Here is a 15346-nt window from a genome sequence, read left to right on the forward strand (position 1 = left end):
ACTAACGACTTAGCAAATTAGGAAATTAGCGAAGAAGCTTGATGCCTAACGTTTGACTCTGTTTTTCTAACCAACGCTCAAGTGTTGGTGGCCATGTGATACTTGGTTCGACACAGAAGCCACGAAGCATTGAGAAATAGAGTGCTTGATCAACCAAAGGTAGCGATGACTCACCATTCTCTAGATTCAGTAAAAGCTCGGCATCTTTCAGTAATGGGTTAATCAGTTGAACGTATTGCGGGGTCTTTTCTAAGAGCTCTTCAAAATTAAAGCCTTCGGTCTCTTTACTAACACGCCAAGCTTCTTTGGCTCCAGCAGAGCGATATTCAGCCAAGTCGAGGTTCCACCAACGTGGGCGTCCGATCTGTTGAGTGAGAGGAAAAGATCGGCTTTGGAAAAGAGTAGCCTGCTCTGAAGGTTCACGTTGCTCATCCTTTGATTTCAAATCCATGAAATAAGCAATGATGTCTAGGCTTTCGGCCATGATAGAACCATCGTCTTTCTGTAAGACGGGCACCATTTTTTTACCGATCAGATCGATAAGGGTTTGGGCATCATCATAATCCACAGAAACAAGTTCGATGTTCAAGCCTAAAGATTGAGCGATGTAGGCAACTCTTGCACAGAAAGGGCAGTGGTCGTAAATGTAAAGCTTCATAGCTTCCCTTAGTTCAGGATAGAATAAATATAAGTTAATGCTAATATATCAGAAAGTATTACGAACATTAAGCGTCAATAAACGCTAAGTACCAATAAACAGCAAGTATCAACAACACACAATAAGTGCTTGGTATAAATACTCTTTCATTAATTCTATTGTCTGTTGGATTCGGCTTTACTGCAATGAGTAGACTAATGGGAAGGCTAGTGAGAAATAACGGGCACAAAAAAGGCTCTGGCGGCTCACTCTAATGCAGAAGAGTGAAGTCAGCCAAAGCCTCAATGTTGTTACCTTTAGCAGAGTGACTACTAAAAGAGCAGAGTAGTTAAACTATGCTTTTTTAAGGTCTTGTGCTGGGTAAGTAAGCGTCATTGCGCCTTCTACCGTTGTAACGTGAACGTAGCCACCACCAGCACTTAGGCCAGTCACTACCATTTCACCAAGCTCAACACCTTTTGTTGCTACAACGCGATCGTCAACTGAAAACACTTTACACACCTTCAATAAATTAAATAAATACGATAGATATCGAACGCGGATTTAAACAGATGACACCCCAATCAACTAATCCGGTTATTTGTCGTAAAGATTAAATTTAGTTATGCATAAACCAGTATTTCTTAAAAATCAGTTTGTTAACTCATTCAGCGATGTTATTTGTCTGCCGGATAAACGACACCAACTTGCTGGCGCATCTCTGTAATTAACTTAGCAACAGTTAAAGCGCGCTGTTGGGCTTGCGTTTGAGTTGCTTGATCGCCACCAATGCAGTCTGCAAAGGCTTGCGCCTCGTAACACATTGAATTTTCGCTTTGCGCTTGTGTGAGGCTCTCAACACTACCATCGCGGTAGCGGATCTTAACGTCAGTACATTCAGCGATGTGATCGATGATGATCGCTCCTAGTTCACCTTGGATCTCGCTTGGCGCATAAGAGTCGCTGACTTTGGAGTGAGCGAGCGTTACGTCAAACTCAGGATACTGGAAGATCGCACAGCCATGAGCATCGACACCTGAATCCAGTAGCTTTGCAGAAGCCTGTGCATTTTCAGGTTGGCCAAATAACGCGACTGTCGCGGCAACACAGTAGAAGCCAATATCGACCAATGAGCCGTTAGAAAAAGCTGGGTTGAAGGTGTTTGGGTTCTCGCCGTTTAGGTATTTTTGGTAGCGCGATGAATACTGGCAGTAGTTGATGTGTGCCTTATGTACCTTGCCAATCTTCTCTAACCCTAGTTGAACTTGCTTAAAGTTCGGTAGAAACTGAGATTTGTACGCCTCAAACATCACCACTCCGTTCTTCTGAGCAACCTCAAACATTCGGGTTGCTTCATTAATATTCGATGCGACAGGCTTTTCACAGATGACATGTTTGCCTTGCTCCATCATGAAGATGGACTGTTCGCAATGGAGTGAATTCGGTGAAGCGATGTATACGGCTTCAACCGTTTTGTCATTGGCCAATGCGTCGAGTGAGTTATACGTCGTTTCAACGTCAAACTCTTGGGCGAACTGTGCCGCGCTGTCTAGATTTCGAGAGTAAACCGCTGCAAGTTGCATCGATTGAGATTCGTGAGCAGCTTGAACAAACTTTTGTGTAATCCAATTCGTTCCAATTACAGCAAACTTAATCATATAGGTGTCCAATAGTTAGTGTATTGATTCTGCAGAGATAGTAGCACTCAACGGCTGGCAATGTGCCTGAGATTTACGGAACAATTTCCCTAAACATAGTGCCTAATATTAATAATCAGCCTTCACAGAACGTCTGGGTTGACCAGTACAACGGTGCACAACGAAGTCATTTTTGCTAAGGTATTAGTGAATTCAAATAAGGTAATGATATGCAAATTCGGACTGCCAAGGTCACTGATATAAGCTCGATCTTAGAGCTCTCAGAGCAGATAAATCGTCAACATCATCTTGGTGCTCCGATGGTATTTGCGCCACCTTCATTGGGTTTTACTGACAGTGAAGAGTACTGGTTAGGGTTGATGATCGATCCTGTAGGGGCTTTCTTCGTTGCCGTTGATGAGCAACAAGTGGTTGGCTTCTTAGCCGGGAAGGTGACACAAAACAAAGGGGTGAGCTTTATTCAGCCGCATAAGGTGGCAAGAGTGAATACGATTGTGGTTAACGATCAAGTTCAAAGCCAAGGTGTCGGTCGAGCTTTAATGAAGTCATTCAATCAGTGGGCTCAAGCGAGCGGTGCTATCGAGCTTAGGTTAGAAGTGATGGAGTTCAACCAGCAAGCTCAGGGTTTTTATGAGTCGTTAGGGATGGAAACTCAATCTCGAACCATGTCCATGCGTTTTGAGGAGATTTAAGGGTGCGTTTGATTTGGCCTTTATCGTTATGCTTACTCTTTTCTACTTCGCTCGCTTATGCGGAGAAGCTCGTCGTTGAGAAAATTGTGTCTGATGCGACCGCTATCGAAACCATTGTATTTGAGTCAGCACCTTCCCATTCTAATCGCACACCTACGTCATCGGTCAGCTCGAATTCGAAGCATGTCATTGTTATGGACGATGCTCTTGAAGGGGACTCTCAACAAAAGGTCGCCCAGCTTTCTCAACGCTCTTCACTAGGTCCACCTCAAAGCTCAGGTCTACCTCAAAGCTCAGGTCTACCTCAAAGTTCCTCTCAAGAGTTTTACACTCTACCTGACGCGTCTTCTGGCATAGACCCGTTATTGCAAGTGGTCACCTTAGTCAAAGTCGACAAATCTAAACGTAGAATGTATCTGCTCAAAGGGGAGGAAGTGGTTCAGGAATTTCGTATTGCGCTAGGTAAACAACCGAAAGGGCATAAGCGCTTTGAAGGGGACAACCGAACGCCAGAAGGGCAATACCAGCTCGACTATGTTATGGAAGAATCAGACTTCTACCGCTCGGTGCATATCAACTACCCGCGATCATCAGATATGCAGTGGGCACAAAAAAATGATGTTGATCCTGGGGGCAATATCAAGATCCACGGAATCAAGAATGGTGAGCGTCGTTCACCTAGTTTTATACAAAGCTTCGATTGGACGGATGGCTGTATTGCATTAACCAATCAAGATATGGATGAGTTCATCCAACTCGTAAAAATGGGTACCCCTATCCATATTGAATGGTAGTTATCGGTACCCATTTTCCTGAACAGTTCTCGAAAACAACTCTCGAAAACAATTGGCGAAATCAGCGCTAGAGCCAGTTACAGTATGACTCGACCTGCACTGAAGATAGCAATCACAATGAGCAGTGCAATCGTGACTGGCTTGAACTTCGCCCCACCAAAACTCTCAAACAATTTTGAACCGACATAGCCGCCAAACATGCTGCTTGGTAAGAGTGCTAGAGTAAGCCAGACCACATCACGATCGACTAACCCTGCTATAGAGGCCGTAACAAAGGCGCTAGAATCAGCTAGTACAAAGAACGCAATTAGGCCGGCTCTGGCAATGTGTGGTGCGACAGGACTTGCCAATGCATGCGTGCCAACCGGAGGGCCAGACATGGAAGCTGCGCCATTCATTACCCCAGCAAGGCTGCCTAGAATATAGGGAGCAAATCTAGGTTCGCTTTTGTATTGGAACCCTTTGTAGATCATGATTGCTGACGCAAAAATGAAGGCACTGATGATCAAGATGATCGTGTCTTGGCTAACGGATTTGAGTAACAGCAAGCCGACGGGCGTGAAGGCCAAACAAGGGATAAATACCTTTGAAACCCATCGCCAATTTACGTGATGTTTAACCTTCGGCAGCAATTGGATATTGCCTAACAGGTCGATCAGCATGAAAACAGGAACCAGTTCGATAACAGGCACGAATAACGCACTCAATGGCAATGCCACTAAGGTGAAACCAAAACCTGAGAAGCCACGAACAATAGCGGCGAAAATGAAGATTGCACCCAAAATTGGGAAGGTTGGACTAAAAATGAGATCCATAAATTAAGTAACCAATGAAGCTGTCTAATAAGGCGAGCTAGTGAAACCAAGTGAGTAGCGGAATGTACTCCTACTCACTTGTGTTTACTACCTAATTTTCAGGTTTTTCAGGGTTAATTTTAAAGTCTCTCGGGGGTATTTTTGCGGTATTTACGAGGTCAATTTATAGGGTTGAATTGATTCGGAAAATCAGTAAATACAGCGTCTACTTTTGAGATAAGCTTGAAGTGAGACGGATCATTGACGGTGTAGCACCATGCTTGAATGTTCGCTTTGTTGAGAGTGTCAAGATCGATCTGATCAACGTGTTCATAGTTCATGTGACAGCTGAACGCTTTTACCTCATTGATGAGCATAAGATCATCTTGAGTCAGTTGCTCTGTGATTACTCCCACTCGATATCTCGGTAAATGACGAGCCATTTCAGTAACCACCTTATGGCTGAAGCTCGAAAGTAAGACCTTATCGGTGTCTAGATCTGAGCGAATCAACTCGTCGTGCAGCAAATCAACCACATAAGGGGCTTGATGTCGGCTGTCGACTTTAATTTCGAGGTTGACGCTAAGATCATGCTGCTCAACAAGTGCGAGTAACTCTTCCAACGTCAGTATTTTTTCTCCAGCGAACTGCTCAGACTTCCAACGGCCAAAATCGAGCTGACGCAGTTCAGCAAGGGTGTGTTCATCAACTCGACCCTTGCCATCGCTGCAGCGCTCAAGCGTGTGATCGTGACAAACGACCAGTTGGTCATCCTGAGTGGGCTGAATATCAACTTCAATCCATTTCAAGCCGAGTTTAGCCGCTTGTTCAATGCTTGCTTTGGTATTTTCTGGGTGAGTACCTGCGACACCCCGATGACCTACGATGATAGACGACATAATTAATCCTTCTTAAAGACGCACCGTAAAAACGCATTAAATATCAGTGTACTCGATTAAGCTAGAGCCGTCGTTAAGCTTGTCGCATCTTCGTGTGACTCCTGTGATGTGAAGTTATTTGGGTGAATGCGTTTGCCATGATTGTCAAAAATATGCAGGTTGGATTTATCGATGCTTAGCCCGAGAGGGACGGCTTGGCACAGCGTCGTTTCAGGTGTCACTGCAATAAAGGGTTGTTCGTTCACAAGGCCATGAACCAATTGATTTGGCCCTAAAGGCTCAACCACGCTGATGCGTAATTCAAGCGGCAGCGCGTTCATGACTAAATCGGCACAAACCTCAGAGTGTTCTGGGCGAATACCAAGTGTGATGGCTGTATTTTTTACGTGGGCGTATTCGGGCAAGTACATTTGCTGGTCGCCAATCTCAAGGTAGCCGTCGTCGAGTGTTGCTGGCAAGAAATTCATCGCTGGGCTGCCAATGAAGCTTGCCACAAAGGTACTGGCTGGCTGGTGGTAGACCTCTCTTGGTGTTCCTACTTGCTCTATTTGACCGTTGTTGAGTACCACGATTCTGTCAGCCAGTGTCATGGCTTCAACTTGATCATGAGTGACGTAAACACTGGTCACGCCAAGCTCGCGTTGTAGCTTTTTGATTTCTAACCTCATGTGGGCACGCAGTGAGGCATCTAGGTTAGACAAAGGTTCGTCAAACAAGAACAGCTGTGGGTCGCGAACGATCGCTCGCCCCATAGCAGCACGTTGACGTTGACCACCAGAAAGTTTGGCTGGCTTGCGGTCTAGGTATTCTTCGATCTTCAGCGTTTTGGCGACTTTCTCTATTTTATCTTCAATAAGGTGCTGACTGACACCTCGGTTCTTTAAGCCATAAGCGAGGTTCTTATACACCGTCATGTGAGGGTAGAGCGCGTAATTCTGGAAGACCATCGCGATATCACGCAGGGCAGGTTTCTCTGTATCAACCCGACGGCCACCTAAGTGAATCTCGCCACCAGAGATGCTTTCTAAACCCGCAATGGATCGCAAAATAGAAGACTTGCCACAACCAGAAGGACCCACCAAAACAAGGAACTCACCTTCATCGATATCAAGCGAGACTCCTTTGACGGCTTGATGGCCGTTTTCATACGTCTTGACCAAGTTTTTGATACCTAACATGGTGGCAGCTTTACGCGTACGATCGTGAGTGGCTTGGTTGTGCGCTAGCGTCTGCTTTAAGTTTGGCATCGAGGTGTCCTCTGTATTTTTGTGGATAGTTTGGTGAGAAGGCAGCTGAGACGTCTTGTACTCATCAAGTGATTGAATGCGGTTATTGTTAATTTGAGTTGTGCCGTTATTATTTTTCACTTTCTACTAGCCCTTTTACAAACCAACGCTGAAATACAACCACCACTAAAACGGGTGGCAACATGGCTAAAATCACCATGGCGAAAGCATAGTCATAGCGCGGTAAACTGGTTTCATTGATGTTGTTGAGTACTTGTTTTATCCCCATCACGATGGTGTTGTAGCCTTCATCGGTAGTCATCATGATCGGCCATAAGTATTGGTTCCAACCCACAACAAACATGATGATGAAAATCGCGGCGATCATGGTTTTAGATAGAGGTAGCAAGATATCGACAAAGAATCGAAATGGACCTGCGTTATCTAACTGTGCGGCTTCTAATAATTCGTCAGGGATGGTTTTGAAGAATTGCCTAAAAAAGAAGGTCGCGGTGGCTGATGCGATCAAAGGTAGAATCAACCCTGTGTAGCTATTAAGAAGCCCAAGCCCTGCGACAACTTCATAGGAAGGGATAATACGAACTTCTAATGGCAGTAGCAGGGTTACGAAGATCAACCAAAACCACGCCGTGGCGTAAGGCAGTCGAAAGTAGACCAAAGCATACGCCGCCATCATCGAAATGATGATCTTACCGATCGCAAAACCGAGCCCCATGATCATCGAGTTGACGATCATTTTACTGGCGGTGACTTCGCCACTAAAGCCCATGCTTTTGTTCCAAGCTTCGCTATAAATAGCCGTAAAGTTATCGCCCGGTAGCCATTGCAGACCTTCGCTGACAATGGTGTTTGGATTGTGGGTTGAACTGGCAAAGATTAGCCAGATAGGGACTAACATAAACAGCATCCCAGCAATTAAAATTAGGTGGTCAGAGACCTTATTACTTTTCATAAATAACTCCTGTCGCGTTAAAACCTAGCTGTCGTGGGCTAGTAATGAACACGCTTTTCTACAACGCGAAACTGGATAAATGTAAGAGTGAGCACCAGTAGCAACAACACAACTGATTGCGCAGAGCTGCCACCTAAATCTGCGCCAACAAAGCCATCTCGATACACCTTGTAGACTAACGAAGTTGTACCGCCACCTGGACCGCCATTGGTCATGGTGTCTATCACGCCAAAGGTTTCAAAGAAGGAGTAGGTGAGGTTGATGACCAACAGAAAGAAGCCAGTAGGGGCCAGTAGTGGGAAAGTGATGGTCCAGAAACGTTTCGAGTCACTGATACAATCCAACATCGCTGCTTCTTTTACGGCGTAAGAGATCGATTGAAGCCCAGCCAGAAAGTAGATGAAATTCACCGAAACTTGTTTCCACACGGACACCAAAATCAGAGCAAACGTGGCATCAACAGGATCGGTCTGAAAGCTAAAGTCCCAACCTATAACCGCAAATATTTCGGTAAACACGCCAATGTGTGGGTTAAACAAGAAAGCACCGATAACGCCTGCTATCGCGGGCGCAACCGCATAAACCCAAGTGAGGGTGACTTTGTATACGCCTTGTCCGTGAATGATGTTGTCGGCTTTCACGGCAAGCAGCAGAGCCAAGGCAAGTGATAAGAAAGAGACCACAATCGCGAACATCAAAGTAAATCCAATCGAGTTCAGGTACTCGCTCGATTCGAATAGCATTTGGTAATTCTCAAACCAGACGAATATAGATGAGGTGCCCCAAGGGTCTTCCAGCATAAATGAAAGGTAAACCGCCTTTGCTGCTGGGTAGATAAAGAAAACGGCAATGATGAGGATCTGAGGCGCCAAAAATAGGTAAGGCAGCGGAGAGTGAAAGAATTGCTGACGTCGTTCCACAGGGTAATCCCTAAAAATAGTTACAGTAGCCACTATTAGATTAGTGACCGTTACCACTAGCGCGATATCAAGGCATGCATCCAGTTGAGTTATCGTTGTTGGAGCAAGAAATGGCGCTAATGAAGAACCTCCTCACGCCTTGCCATTACGTTTTTAATAACGCAGTGACAAGTGGTGAGGAGCAATGAACGGCTTTTGGTGTGTTAAGCCTTCAGTTCAGTTATCTGCTCTAGCTAAAAAGCAGAATTAGTTCATGGTGCGAGCGAAGCGTTTCAGTAGTTTGCTGCTCTCATCTTCGACTTTATCTAGGCTGTTCTCGACACTAGAGCGGCCTGCGAAGATGTTATCGAACTCACGGTGCATCACTTCACGGATCTGCGGGTAATAACCTAATCGGTAGCCCTTAGTCCACTCGCCCGATTTCAGGCTAAGCTGCTTTACGCCCACTTCCGCGTCTGGCTGGTCTTTGTAGTAACCAGACTCTTTCGCTAGTTCATATGCAGCGGTCGTTACAGGTACATAGCCAGTGGTTTTGTGCCAGTAAACCTGAGTTTCAGGTTTAGTCAGGTAATCAAAGAACGCAGCCACACCTTTGTCTTGTTGTTGGTCATGGCCATTCAATGCAAACAGAGCGGCACCACCAATGAAGGTTAAGCCAGCATCTGGGTTAACCGATTTCCAGTAAGGAAGGTAAGTTGTGCCTAGCTCGAAAGGTACGCGGTTACGTAAGCCACCGAATGAACCTGAAGAACCCATCCACATTGCCACTTCTTGACGCTCGAAAGGCGTTTGGTTTGCATCCCAGTCGCTGCCGTAATACTTGTAGTAACCTAGATCTGACCACTCTTTCATCTTGCTAACGTGCATCATCATATCTTTAGTGTTGAACATGATTTTAGTGGATAGGCCGTCGTAGCCGTTGTTCTGGTCAGAGACTGGTAGATTGTGGCGAGACTTAAAGTTCTCAAACATGATCCACGGCGTTAGAGATTGAGAAAACGCGATGTGCCCTTCTGCTTTCAACTTCTTGGCTACCACTTCTAACTCTTCATAAGTTTTAGGCGCTTTGGCACCCACTTCTGAGAGAAGGTCTTTGTTGTAGTAAAGAACCGGTGTCGAACTGTTGAAAGGCATACCAACCATTTTGCCTTGGTTGTCGGCATAGAAGTTACGAACGCCCGCCAGGTAATCATTCGAATTAAAGCTGTAGCCCGACTCAACCAGAATATCCTGTACTGGTTTCGCCACGCCTTTCGCGTTCATGATGGTTGCAGCGCCGGCATCGAAGACTTGTAGAATATTGGGTGCTTCACCTGCTCGGTACGCTGCGATACCCGCTGTTAAGGTCTCTGTGTATGAACCTTTATAGATTGGCGTGATCTTGTAATCATCTTGTGATGCGTTAAAGTCCGTCGCAATTTTATTGACTGTTTCTCCAAGCTGGCCGCCCATTGCGTGCCACCAAGTGACTTGAGTCGTTGCGAGCGCGGGCATTGCTGCTGTTGCCGAAAGAACGCCTGCCAAAATTAGCTTATTCATCTTCTTTTCCTTTTGGATGAAATCGATGTAGAGGTATTGAATTAGAGTATTAACGAGACGGTAGGGGTGTCGTTTGAAGCTATCTTGAACAGGCCATATTTCACTTACGTGGCTAAACCGTTTCAGTGATATGAAAGATTCGTTTCGATTTTATTTAAGAGAAAAGTTATTGATGGTTTTGATGTTGAACATGTTCGGTTTTTAAGACGTTTTATTGGACAACTGTTGTTCAATAAAAAAGCCTCTCGATGGAGAGGCTTAGAAGAAGGTTCGATGTGGATACAGTTTTAGTGCGCGATATCCAATTGGTTGTCTTTCACACCGTTAATTCGGAACCAACCAGCTATACTGAATCGCTCTGTGTTGGTTGGCAGAACCTCGTGTGGGAACTGTTCAGACAAGAATACCAACAGTCGACCACCCTTTGGTGGAATGGTCGCAATGTGATTGCCTTTTAGATCGTAAACCACGAGCTCTCCTGCGTCTTCCTCTGACCATTCGTCATTCATGTAGAACACGGTAGTTAGACGGCGGTTTTCATTGCCTTTGAAGCAGTCTAAGTGCTTCTGGTAGAAGTCGCCTTTTTCGTATTTCGCAAAGTGCGCTTCGTATTCGAACAGACCTAAAAAGAACGCTTGGTTTGCCTCTAAACGAATTTGTTCCATTTTGTCTAGGAACAGAGATGCGGGTTCGCCCATATCACGGCGTACCCACTGAATTTTATCACTACGAATCGTTGCTTCTCGTGCTACGTCATCATTACGGCCGATCCTAGCCTTTTTCCAGTTCTCTGGAATGCAATCCCTCAATGCCACCACTTCTTCGTGAGTTAAGAAGTCATCCCAAACAAAGTAACCTTGGGTAGAAAGAGCATCAATTAATTGGTTCATGTATAGCACTCAGACAATAAAATAGAGGCGCATATATAGTCCGAATAACTCGGGCTAACAAATCACGTATTTTGTCGTCACGACTAATGTTTATAGTTTGCTGGTGAAGATAAGAGAGAGGATCAACCGAAAAGAAAAGTGAGCCAATTTAAAGGCTCACTTCTGTTGAATTATCGTCCGGTTGTTCCTTTAGCCAGTGCTTTGATTCGTACGACTTCGAATGGTCGAGTACCAGTATCTTTACCGTTGTTTAAGGCAGCCGTTCGATCAAGTTGATTGACCGTTACGTAAATATAACCGTCAGGGCCAAATGACATGCCATCAGGCCAAGTTTGGTTGTCTGATAGTGTGGCAATAATTCGGTACCCTTTTGGTGTGGACACACCAATTGCATTGTTCTCAATATCCGTAACATAAACGTTCTGAGCACTGTCTACAGTAATACCATCTGAATAAGGTTTGTCTGCGTATCTTTTAATATTGTCTGCGACAGTCTTTCCATCGTTATCGAACTCACTCGCTTTCACTCGATAAATAGTGCGTCCGTTGACAGCTCCGAAATAGACCCATTCGTAAGATGGATCGATCGTGATTGGGTTTAACGCAAAACCAGTTTTACTGTCGGCCTTCATAGATGGGTGGTTTTCTGCCACTCGAACCGCTTCTCCCGTCTTTAGGTCAACAGTTACAAAGGCTGGAATAGCTTCACATTTTAGATCGTTCTGGGTCATATCAGCAATGATAATACGTTGTCTTTTTTGGTCTAGAGCAAAATCTTGTAGGAAGCTTGTCGGTTTTAGAACAGAGGCGGGTATTTTTATCGTTTTTACTAATGCTTCATTACGAGTATCCCAGCCCGTTATGGAATGAGTTGCCAGATCGAGAATCCACGCGACTCCGTTGTCATCGGTACGAATGGCAATGACAGCCTTAAATTGAGAGTTTTCACCTTGTGCATATTTCATCGTCGGGTATGGCGTTTGATTTCCAGCCACGCTTAACTCGATGACTTTAGTCGTTGGATGATCGAGCGGATGAACGCTTAACAATAAACGCCCATCTGGTGTAACCGAAGGGTTACCTGGGCGTTCAGTCATGGTCGCGACCACGGTAGCTTGTTTTGGAGTGATCTTTGCCTCTGCATGTGCATAAGTAGACAAAATTGCGCTCGCTAGTACGGTGTAGATTATTGTTTTTTTCATTTTCTTTCCCTTGATAATTTACGCAAATGTTACCAATGGGTTAACAATCATCAATAGCCTTGTATTTGTCACACTTTCAAAATAAATTTGATAATTAGCTTTAACCTATTCATATCAGTGCGTATTGATAATCAGTTAAATTGAATTTAGTTCTTAAAAATCATAATGATGAAGGGGTTGTAATATTGTGATTACCTTTTTCGAGTAACAGGTTCATCTTTTTGTTATCAGTGTCAGTAATTTTGAACTCACAAAACCACATTTCGTTGATCTTTGCTATATTCTGGTTAGACCACTTGTTGCTGAACTGTTAATTTGTTCTGAACGGCAGGAATAACGAATAGGAATACGGTTTTGCAACTTCATACCATCAAAGGCTATATCCAAGACATGTATCTCGTAGAGTACCCTGACAGGTTGTTGTTACTTGATGGTGCGTGCCGAGCGGATATTCCCCACCTTAAAGTTTTCATTGAAGATGATCTTGGCCGTGAATTTAGCGACCTACACACAGTGGTTGTGACGCACATGCATCCAGATCACGCAGGAGCAGCACACAAACTCAGAAAGCTCACGAATTGTCATTTGGTTGCAGCAAATCGAGATAAGGATTGGTACCACGGCATCGATGGCATATTGATGCATTTGACCGATTTGGCATTAGCACGGTGGATGGCGAACCGATTGGGCAAGCCCAAAGCAAACCTATGGTATTCAAGAAAGCTGAAGCCGGACTACAAGCTGTCGGATGGTGACAGTATTCCGGGCTTTGATGATTGGTTGGTTCTGGAAACGCCCGGCCATACCGACAGAGACCTTTCCGTCTATTGCCCATCACACAGTGTCGCCTATGTGGCGGACTTAATGGTTGAGGTCAAAAAGAAGCTGATTCCGCCTTTCCCAATTTTTCATCCCAATAAGTATCGAGAGTCGGTATCTCGTATCTATGACATGCAGGTCAACACCTTGCTGGTGGCGCATGGGGGACAAGTGAATTTGAGTGAGCAAGCCTTTGCACATCTGTTGATGAGTGCGCCAAGAAGGCCAGTGACACATTGGCGAGTGACTAAAATCAAACTCAAAGGATTGCTAAAATCTGTTTGGCGATTTGGGTTTAAAGATAAAAAGAATCGCCATAAATAATAAAGGCCAGTCTCAAAGACTGGCCTTTATTATTGTGCGTTGTTGACTCACTATTTGAACTGTGGAGCAGTTCAATTAGTGAGAAATTAGAAATTCGCCCGCAGGGTCAACAATCACTTTGTCACTCATGCCTTGACGACCAAGCAGCATCATATAAGTCATATCCTGACGGTTGCTCAGTGTGATATCGATAGGCCATTCCTGACCACCAATTTTTAACATGGTTTCAATCACACAACGGTGTTCAACTTCGCCGTTCGATGATTTGATTCTTTTACTCGTTTTCAGCTTCGCCTTGCAGCGCACAGTCTCTTCTAGGTGGTAAACGTCTGGGTGAAGATCGAACTCAACGAAGTTTTCACCGTCTGTTTTTACACATAGTAGATTGTCTACGTGCAGAGAAGAGGTTTGAGCCCCTGTATCAACACGCGTATGTAGTCCAGTTATCCCTAACTCTGGTAAGCAAAGTGCTTCTGTATTCCCTATGATCATTTTATTGTTCATGTTTTTTCCAATCATGAGTAAACGGCGTTTAATCAGCCTTTGCCACGAGTACGGTTAGCGTTTGGTTTTGCATTTTTTTCGATGAATCCGAAAATCATGTCTGCTACATCTTTGCCTGTCGCTTTCTCGATACCTTCTAGGCCTGGAGAAGAGTTCACTTCCATTACAACAGGGCCATTCTTAGATTGTAGAATATCGACACCACATAGGTTTAACCCCATGATTTTAGCTGCATTGATCGCCGTAGCGCGCTCTTCTTTGGTTAGTTTAACCAGTTGAGCTGTACCGCCACGGTGCAGGTTAGAGCGGAATTCACCCTCACCAGCTTGGCGTTTCATTGCTGCAATAACTTTGTTACCCACAACAAAACAACGGATGTCTGCGCCATTAGCTTCTTCAATGAACTCTTGAACCAAGATGTTCGCTTTTAGGCCCATGAATGCTTCGATAACGCTTTCAGCTGCTTTGTTTGTTTCAGCCAGAACCACACCGATACCTTGAGTGCCTTCAAGAAGCTTGATAACCAGTGGCGCGCCACCTACGTTTTTGATCAAGTCTTGAATCTTGTCTGGGCGGCTAGCGAAACCTGTTTTTGGTAAGCCAATACCTTTACGAGACAACAATTGTAGTGAGCGTAGTTTGTCGCGAGAACGGCTAATAGCCACTGACTCATTGATACAAAAAGTGCCCATCATTTCGAATTGGCGAACAACCGCAGTGCCGTAAAAGGTAATGGAAGCGCCAATACGTGGAATAACAGCATCGTATTGAGGTAGCTCTTCACCCATGTAGCGAATCTTCGGATTGTTACTCGCGATATCTATATCACAGTGCAGCGTGTCGATAACATCGACCTGGTGACCACGAGCTTCTCCAGCCGCTTTTAAGCGAGAAGTAGAGTATAGGTTTTCGTTGCGAGAAAGAATTGCGATACGCATGGCGTTTCCTTAGTTAATACCTGATTGGTAACTGCAAATAAATGAGTTGTTAGCTGAGCTTTCAGTTTTTCTGAGGCTCTTTGCTTGCTTCGGGGCGAACCTTAAGGCTTTTCGTTTAACTAAGAAAACGAATTAAATTTGTCGAGTCGACAACGGAAATTTATCGAATGTGTGAGCGATTGGTACAACTAGGTTGAGAGGGCGTTTGGAATGGAAAAGCGAGTTGAGACCTAACTCATATTGGGGGTAGGAGCCTATTAGGTTGTACTCAACTCGCGTTAACTCGGTGCTTAAAAGTGTACTAATAACGCCAGTTACATAGCTCTATAAGTGTTCGTAGTGCTTCTCTTTCGAGCTTGCTACAGGTGCTTTTTAGCTTATTAAGATAGTATTTTCTCATGATGATTACTTCTCTTGTATTAGGCTTTGGTGGGAGCTCAAAGTTCCTTGTTGACCCATTAATTATGGTTACTTAATAGGAAGTAATAAACAGATGGGTTTTTACTAAGTTGTTCCTGTTTTTGTCTTTTATCGCTA

16 protein-coding genes are annotated in these 15346 nt (G+C 44.6%); 3 read left to right on the plus strand and 13 right to left on the minus strand.

What is annotated here, in order from left to right; translation table 11 throughout:
* Positions 1-25 precede the first annotated feature (25 nt).
* The 3 genes from grxB to L3V35_RS17745 form a co-directional block, all read right to left on the minus strand.
* Positions 26-658 (minus strand): glutaredoxin 2, encoded by a 633-nt coding sequence (grxB, locus tag L3V35_RS17735; RefSeq protein ID WP_237300366.1) that lies wholly within the window; start codon positions 656-658, stop codon positions 26-28.
* Between the two features lie 333 nt (positions 659-991).
* Entirely contained in the window at positions 992-1150 is a 159-nt protein-coding gene (locus L3V35_RS17740) for a hypothetical protein (RefSeq protein WP_004733064.1), read from the minus strand.
* Positions 1151-1314: 164 nt separating this feature from the next.
* Positions 1315-2295 carry a Gfo/Idh/MocA family oxidoreductase gene (locus L3V35_RS17745; RefSeq protein WP_237300367.1) on the minus strand — a complete coding sequence of 327 codons (981 nt, stop codon included), beginning with the start codon at positions 2293-2295 and terminating at the stop codon, positions 1315-1317.
* 209 nt (positions 2296-2504) lie between these two features.
* Between L3V35_RS17745 and L3V35_RS17750 the strand changes: the two genes are divergently transcribed.
* Both L3V35_RS17750 and L3V35_RS17755 read left to right on the plus strand, forming a co-directional pair.
* Positions 2505-2987: a GNAT family N-acetyltransferase gene (locus L3V35_RS17750; protein ID WP_004733067.1), complete on the plus strand. Its 483-nt coding sequence runs from the start codon at positions 2505-2507 to the stop codon at positions 2985-2987.
* A gap of 2 nt (positions 2988-2989) precedes the next feature.
* Positions 2990-3781: a L,D-transpeptidase family protein gene (locus L3V35_RS17755; RefSeq protein WP_237300368.1), complete on the plus strand. Its 792-nt coding sequence runs from the start codon at positions 2990-2992 to the stop codon at positions 3779-3781.
* Between the two features lie 77 nt (positions 3782-3858).
* Here L3V35_RS17755 and L3V35_RS17760 read toward each other — a convergent pair whose 3' ends face one another.
* The 8 genes from L3V35_RS17760 to L3V35_RS17795 form a co-directional block, all read right to left on the minus strand.
* Positions 3859-4596: a sulfite exporter TauE/SafE family protein gene (locus tag L3V35_RS17760; RefSeq protein ID WP_237300369.1), complete on the minus strand. Its 738-nt coding sequence runs from the start codon at positions 4594-4596 to the stop codon at positions 3859-3861.
* Positions 4597-4754: 158 nt separating this feature from the next.
* Positions 4755-5474 carry a glycerophosphodiester phosphodiesterase family protein gene (locus L3V35_RS17765; RefSeq protein WP_237300370.1) on the minus strand — a complete coding sequence of 240 codons (720 nt, stop codon included), beginning with the start codon at positions 5472-5474 and terminating at the stop codon, positions 4755-4757.
* Positions 5475-5530: 56 nt separating this feature from the next.
* Positions 5531-6841: a sn-glycerol-3-phosphate import ATP-binding protein UgpC gene (locus L3V35_RS17770; RefSeq protein WP_237300371.1), complete on the minus strand. Its 1311-nt coding sequence runs from the start codon at positions 6839-6841 to the stop codon at positions 5531-5533.
* Complete coding sequence (ugpE, locus tag L3V35_RS17775; protein WP_102511493.1) at positions 6831-7673, minus strand: sn-glycerol-3-phosphate ABC transporter permease UgpE; 843 nt, start codon at positions 7671-7673, stop codon at positions 6831-6833. Before ugpE ends, L3V35_RS17770 begins: the two co-directional genes overlap by 11 nt.
* Before the next feature lie 38 nt (positions 7674-7711).
* Positions 7712-8593, minus strand: coding sequence for an ABC transporter permease subunit (locus tag L3V35_RS17780; protein ID WP_114635615.1), 882 nt, complete (start codon positions 8591-8593; stop codon positions 7712-7714).
* A 246-nt stretch (positions 8594-8839) separates the two neighbouring features.
* The gene (locus L3V35_RS17785) at positions 8840-10132 is read right to left on the minus strand and encodes an extracellular solute-binding protein (protein WP_171328285.1); all 1293 of its coding nucleotides are present in this window, start codon (positions 10130-10132) and stop codon (positions 8840-8842) included.
* Between the two features lie 287 nt (positions 10133-10419).
* Positions 10420-11022, minus strand: a complete 603-nt coding sequence (locus L3V35_RS17790) for a 2OG-Fe(II) oxygenase (RefSeq protein WP_237300372.1) — start codon at positions 11020-11022, stop codon at positions 10420-10422.
* A gap of 170 nt (positions 11023-11192) precedes the next feature.
* Positions 11193-12224, minus strand: coding sequence for a major royal jelly family protein (locus L3V35_RS17795; protein WP_237300373.1), 1032 nt, complete (start codon positions 12222-12224; stop codon positions 11193-11195).
* A 354-nt stretch (positions 12225-12578) separates the two neighbouring features.
* Here L3V35_RS17795 and L3V35_RS17800 point away from each other — a divergent pair, with 354 nt between their 5' ends.
* Positions 12579-13367 carry an MBL fold metallo-hydrolase gene (locus L3V35_RS17800; RefSeq protein ID WP_237300374.1) on the plus strand — a complete coding sequence of 263 codons (789 nt, stop codon included), beginning with the start codon at positions 12579-12581 and terminating at the stop codon, positions 13365-13367.
* Between the two features lie 75 nt (positions 13368-13442).
* Here L3V35_RS17800 and L3V35_RS17805 read toward each other — a convergent pair whose 3' ends face one another.
* Together L3V35_RS17805 and rimK are read right to left on the minus strand one after the other, a co-directional pair.
* Positions 13443-13871 (minus strand): RimK/LysX family protein, encoded by a 429-nt coding sequence (locus L3V35_RS17805; protein ID WP_004733090.1) that lies wholly within the window; start codon positions 13869-13871, stop codon positions 13443-13445.
* A 32-nt stretch (positions 13872-13903) separates the two neighbouring features.
* Complete coding sequence (gene rimK / locus L3V35_RS17810; protein WP_010428457.1) at positions 13904-14809, minus strand: 30S ribosomal protein S6--L-glutamate ligase; 906 nt, start codon at positions 14807-14809, stop codon at positions 13904-13906.
* Between the last annotated feature and the right edge of the window lie 537 nt (positions 14810-15346).

Origin of the sequence: Vibrio sp. L5-1 (genome assembly GCF_021728315.1) — a bacterium.
Classification (GTDB): Bacteria; Pseudomonadota; Gammaproteobacteria; order Enterobacterales; family Vibrionaceae; genus Vibrio; species Vibrio splendidus_K.

Bases quoted from the DNA above. Each gene is read 5' to 3' on its own strand.
- rimK (WP_010428457.1), bottom strand. From the start codon at position 14,809: ATGCGTATCGCAATTCTTTCTCGCAACGAAAACCTATACTCTACTTCT.
- L3V35_RS17805 (WP_004733090.1), bottom strand. From the start codon at position 13,871: ATGAACAATAAAATGATCATAGGGAATACAGAAGCACTTTGCTTACCA.
- L3V35_RS17765 (WP_237300370.1), bottom strand. From the start codon at position 5,474: ATGTCGTCTATCATCGTAGGTCATCGGGGTGTCGCAGGTACTCACCCA.
- ugpE (WP_102511493.1), bottom strand. From the start codon at position 7,673: ATGAAAAGTAATAAGGTCTCTGACCACCTAATTTTAATTGCTGGGATG.
- L3V35_RS17790 (WP_237300372.1), bottom strand. From the start codon at position 11,022: ATGAACCAATTAATTGATGCTCTTTCTACCCAAGGTTACTTTGTTTGG.
- grxB (WP_237300366.1), bottom strand. From the start codon at position 658: ATGAAGCTTTACATTTACGACCACTGCCCTTTCTGTGCAAGAGTTGCC.
- L3V35_RS17785 (WP_171328285.1), bottom strand. From the start codon at position 10,132: ATGAATAAGCTAATTTTGGCAGGCGTTCTTTCGGCAACAGCAGCAATG.
- L3V35_RS17745 (WP_237300367.1), bottom strand. From the start codon at position 2,295: ATGATTAAGTTTGCTGTAATTGGAACGAATTGGATTACACAAAAGTTT.
- L3V35_RS17750 (WP_004733067.1), top strand. From the start codon at position 2,505: ATGCAAATTCGGACTGCCAAGGTCACTGATATAAGCTCGATCTTAGAG.
- L3V35_RS17760 (WP_237300369.1), bottom strand. From the start codon at position 4,596: ATGGATCTCATTTTTAGTCCAACCTTCCCAATTTTGGGTGCAATCTTC.
- L3V35_RS17795 (WP_237300373.1), bottom strand. From the start codon at position 12,224: ATGAAAAAAACAATAATCTACACCGTACTAGCGAGCGCAATTTTGTCT.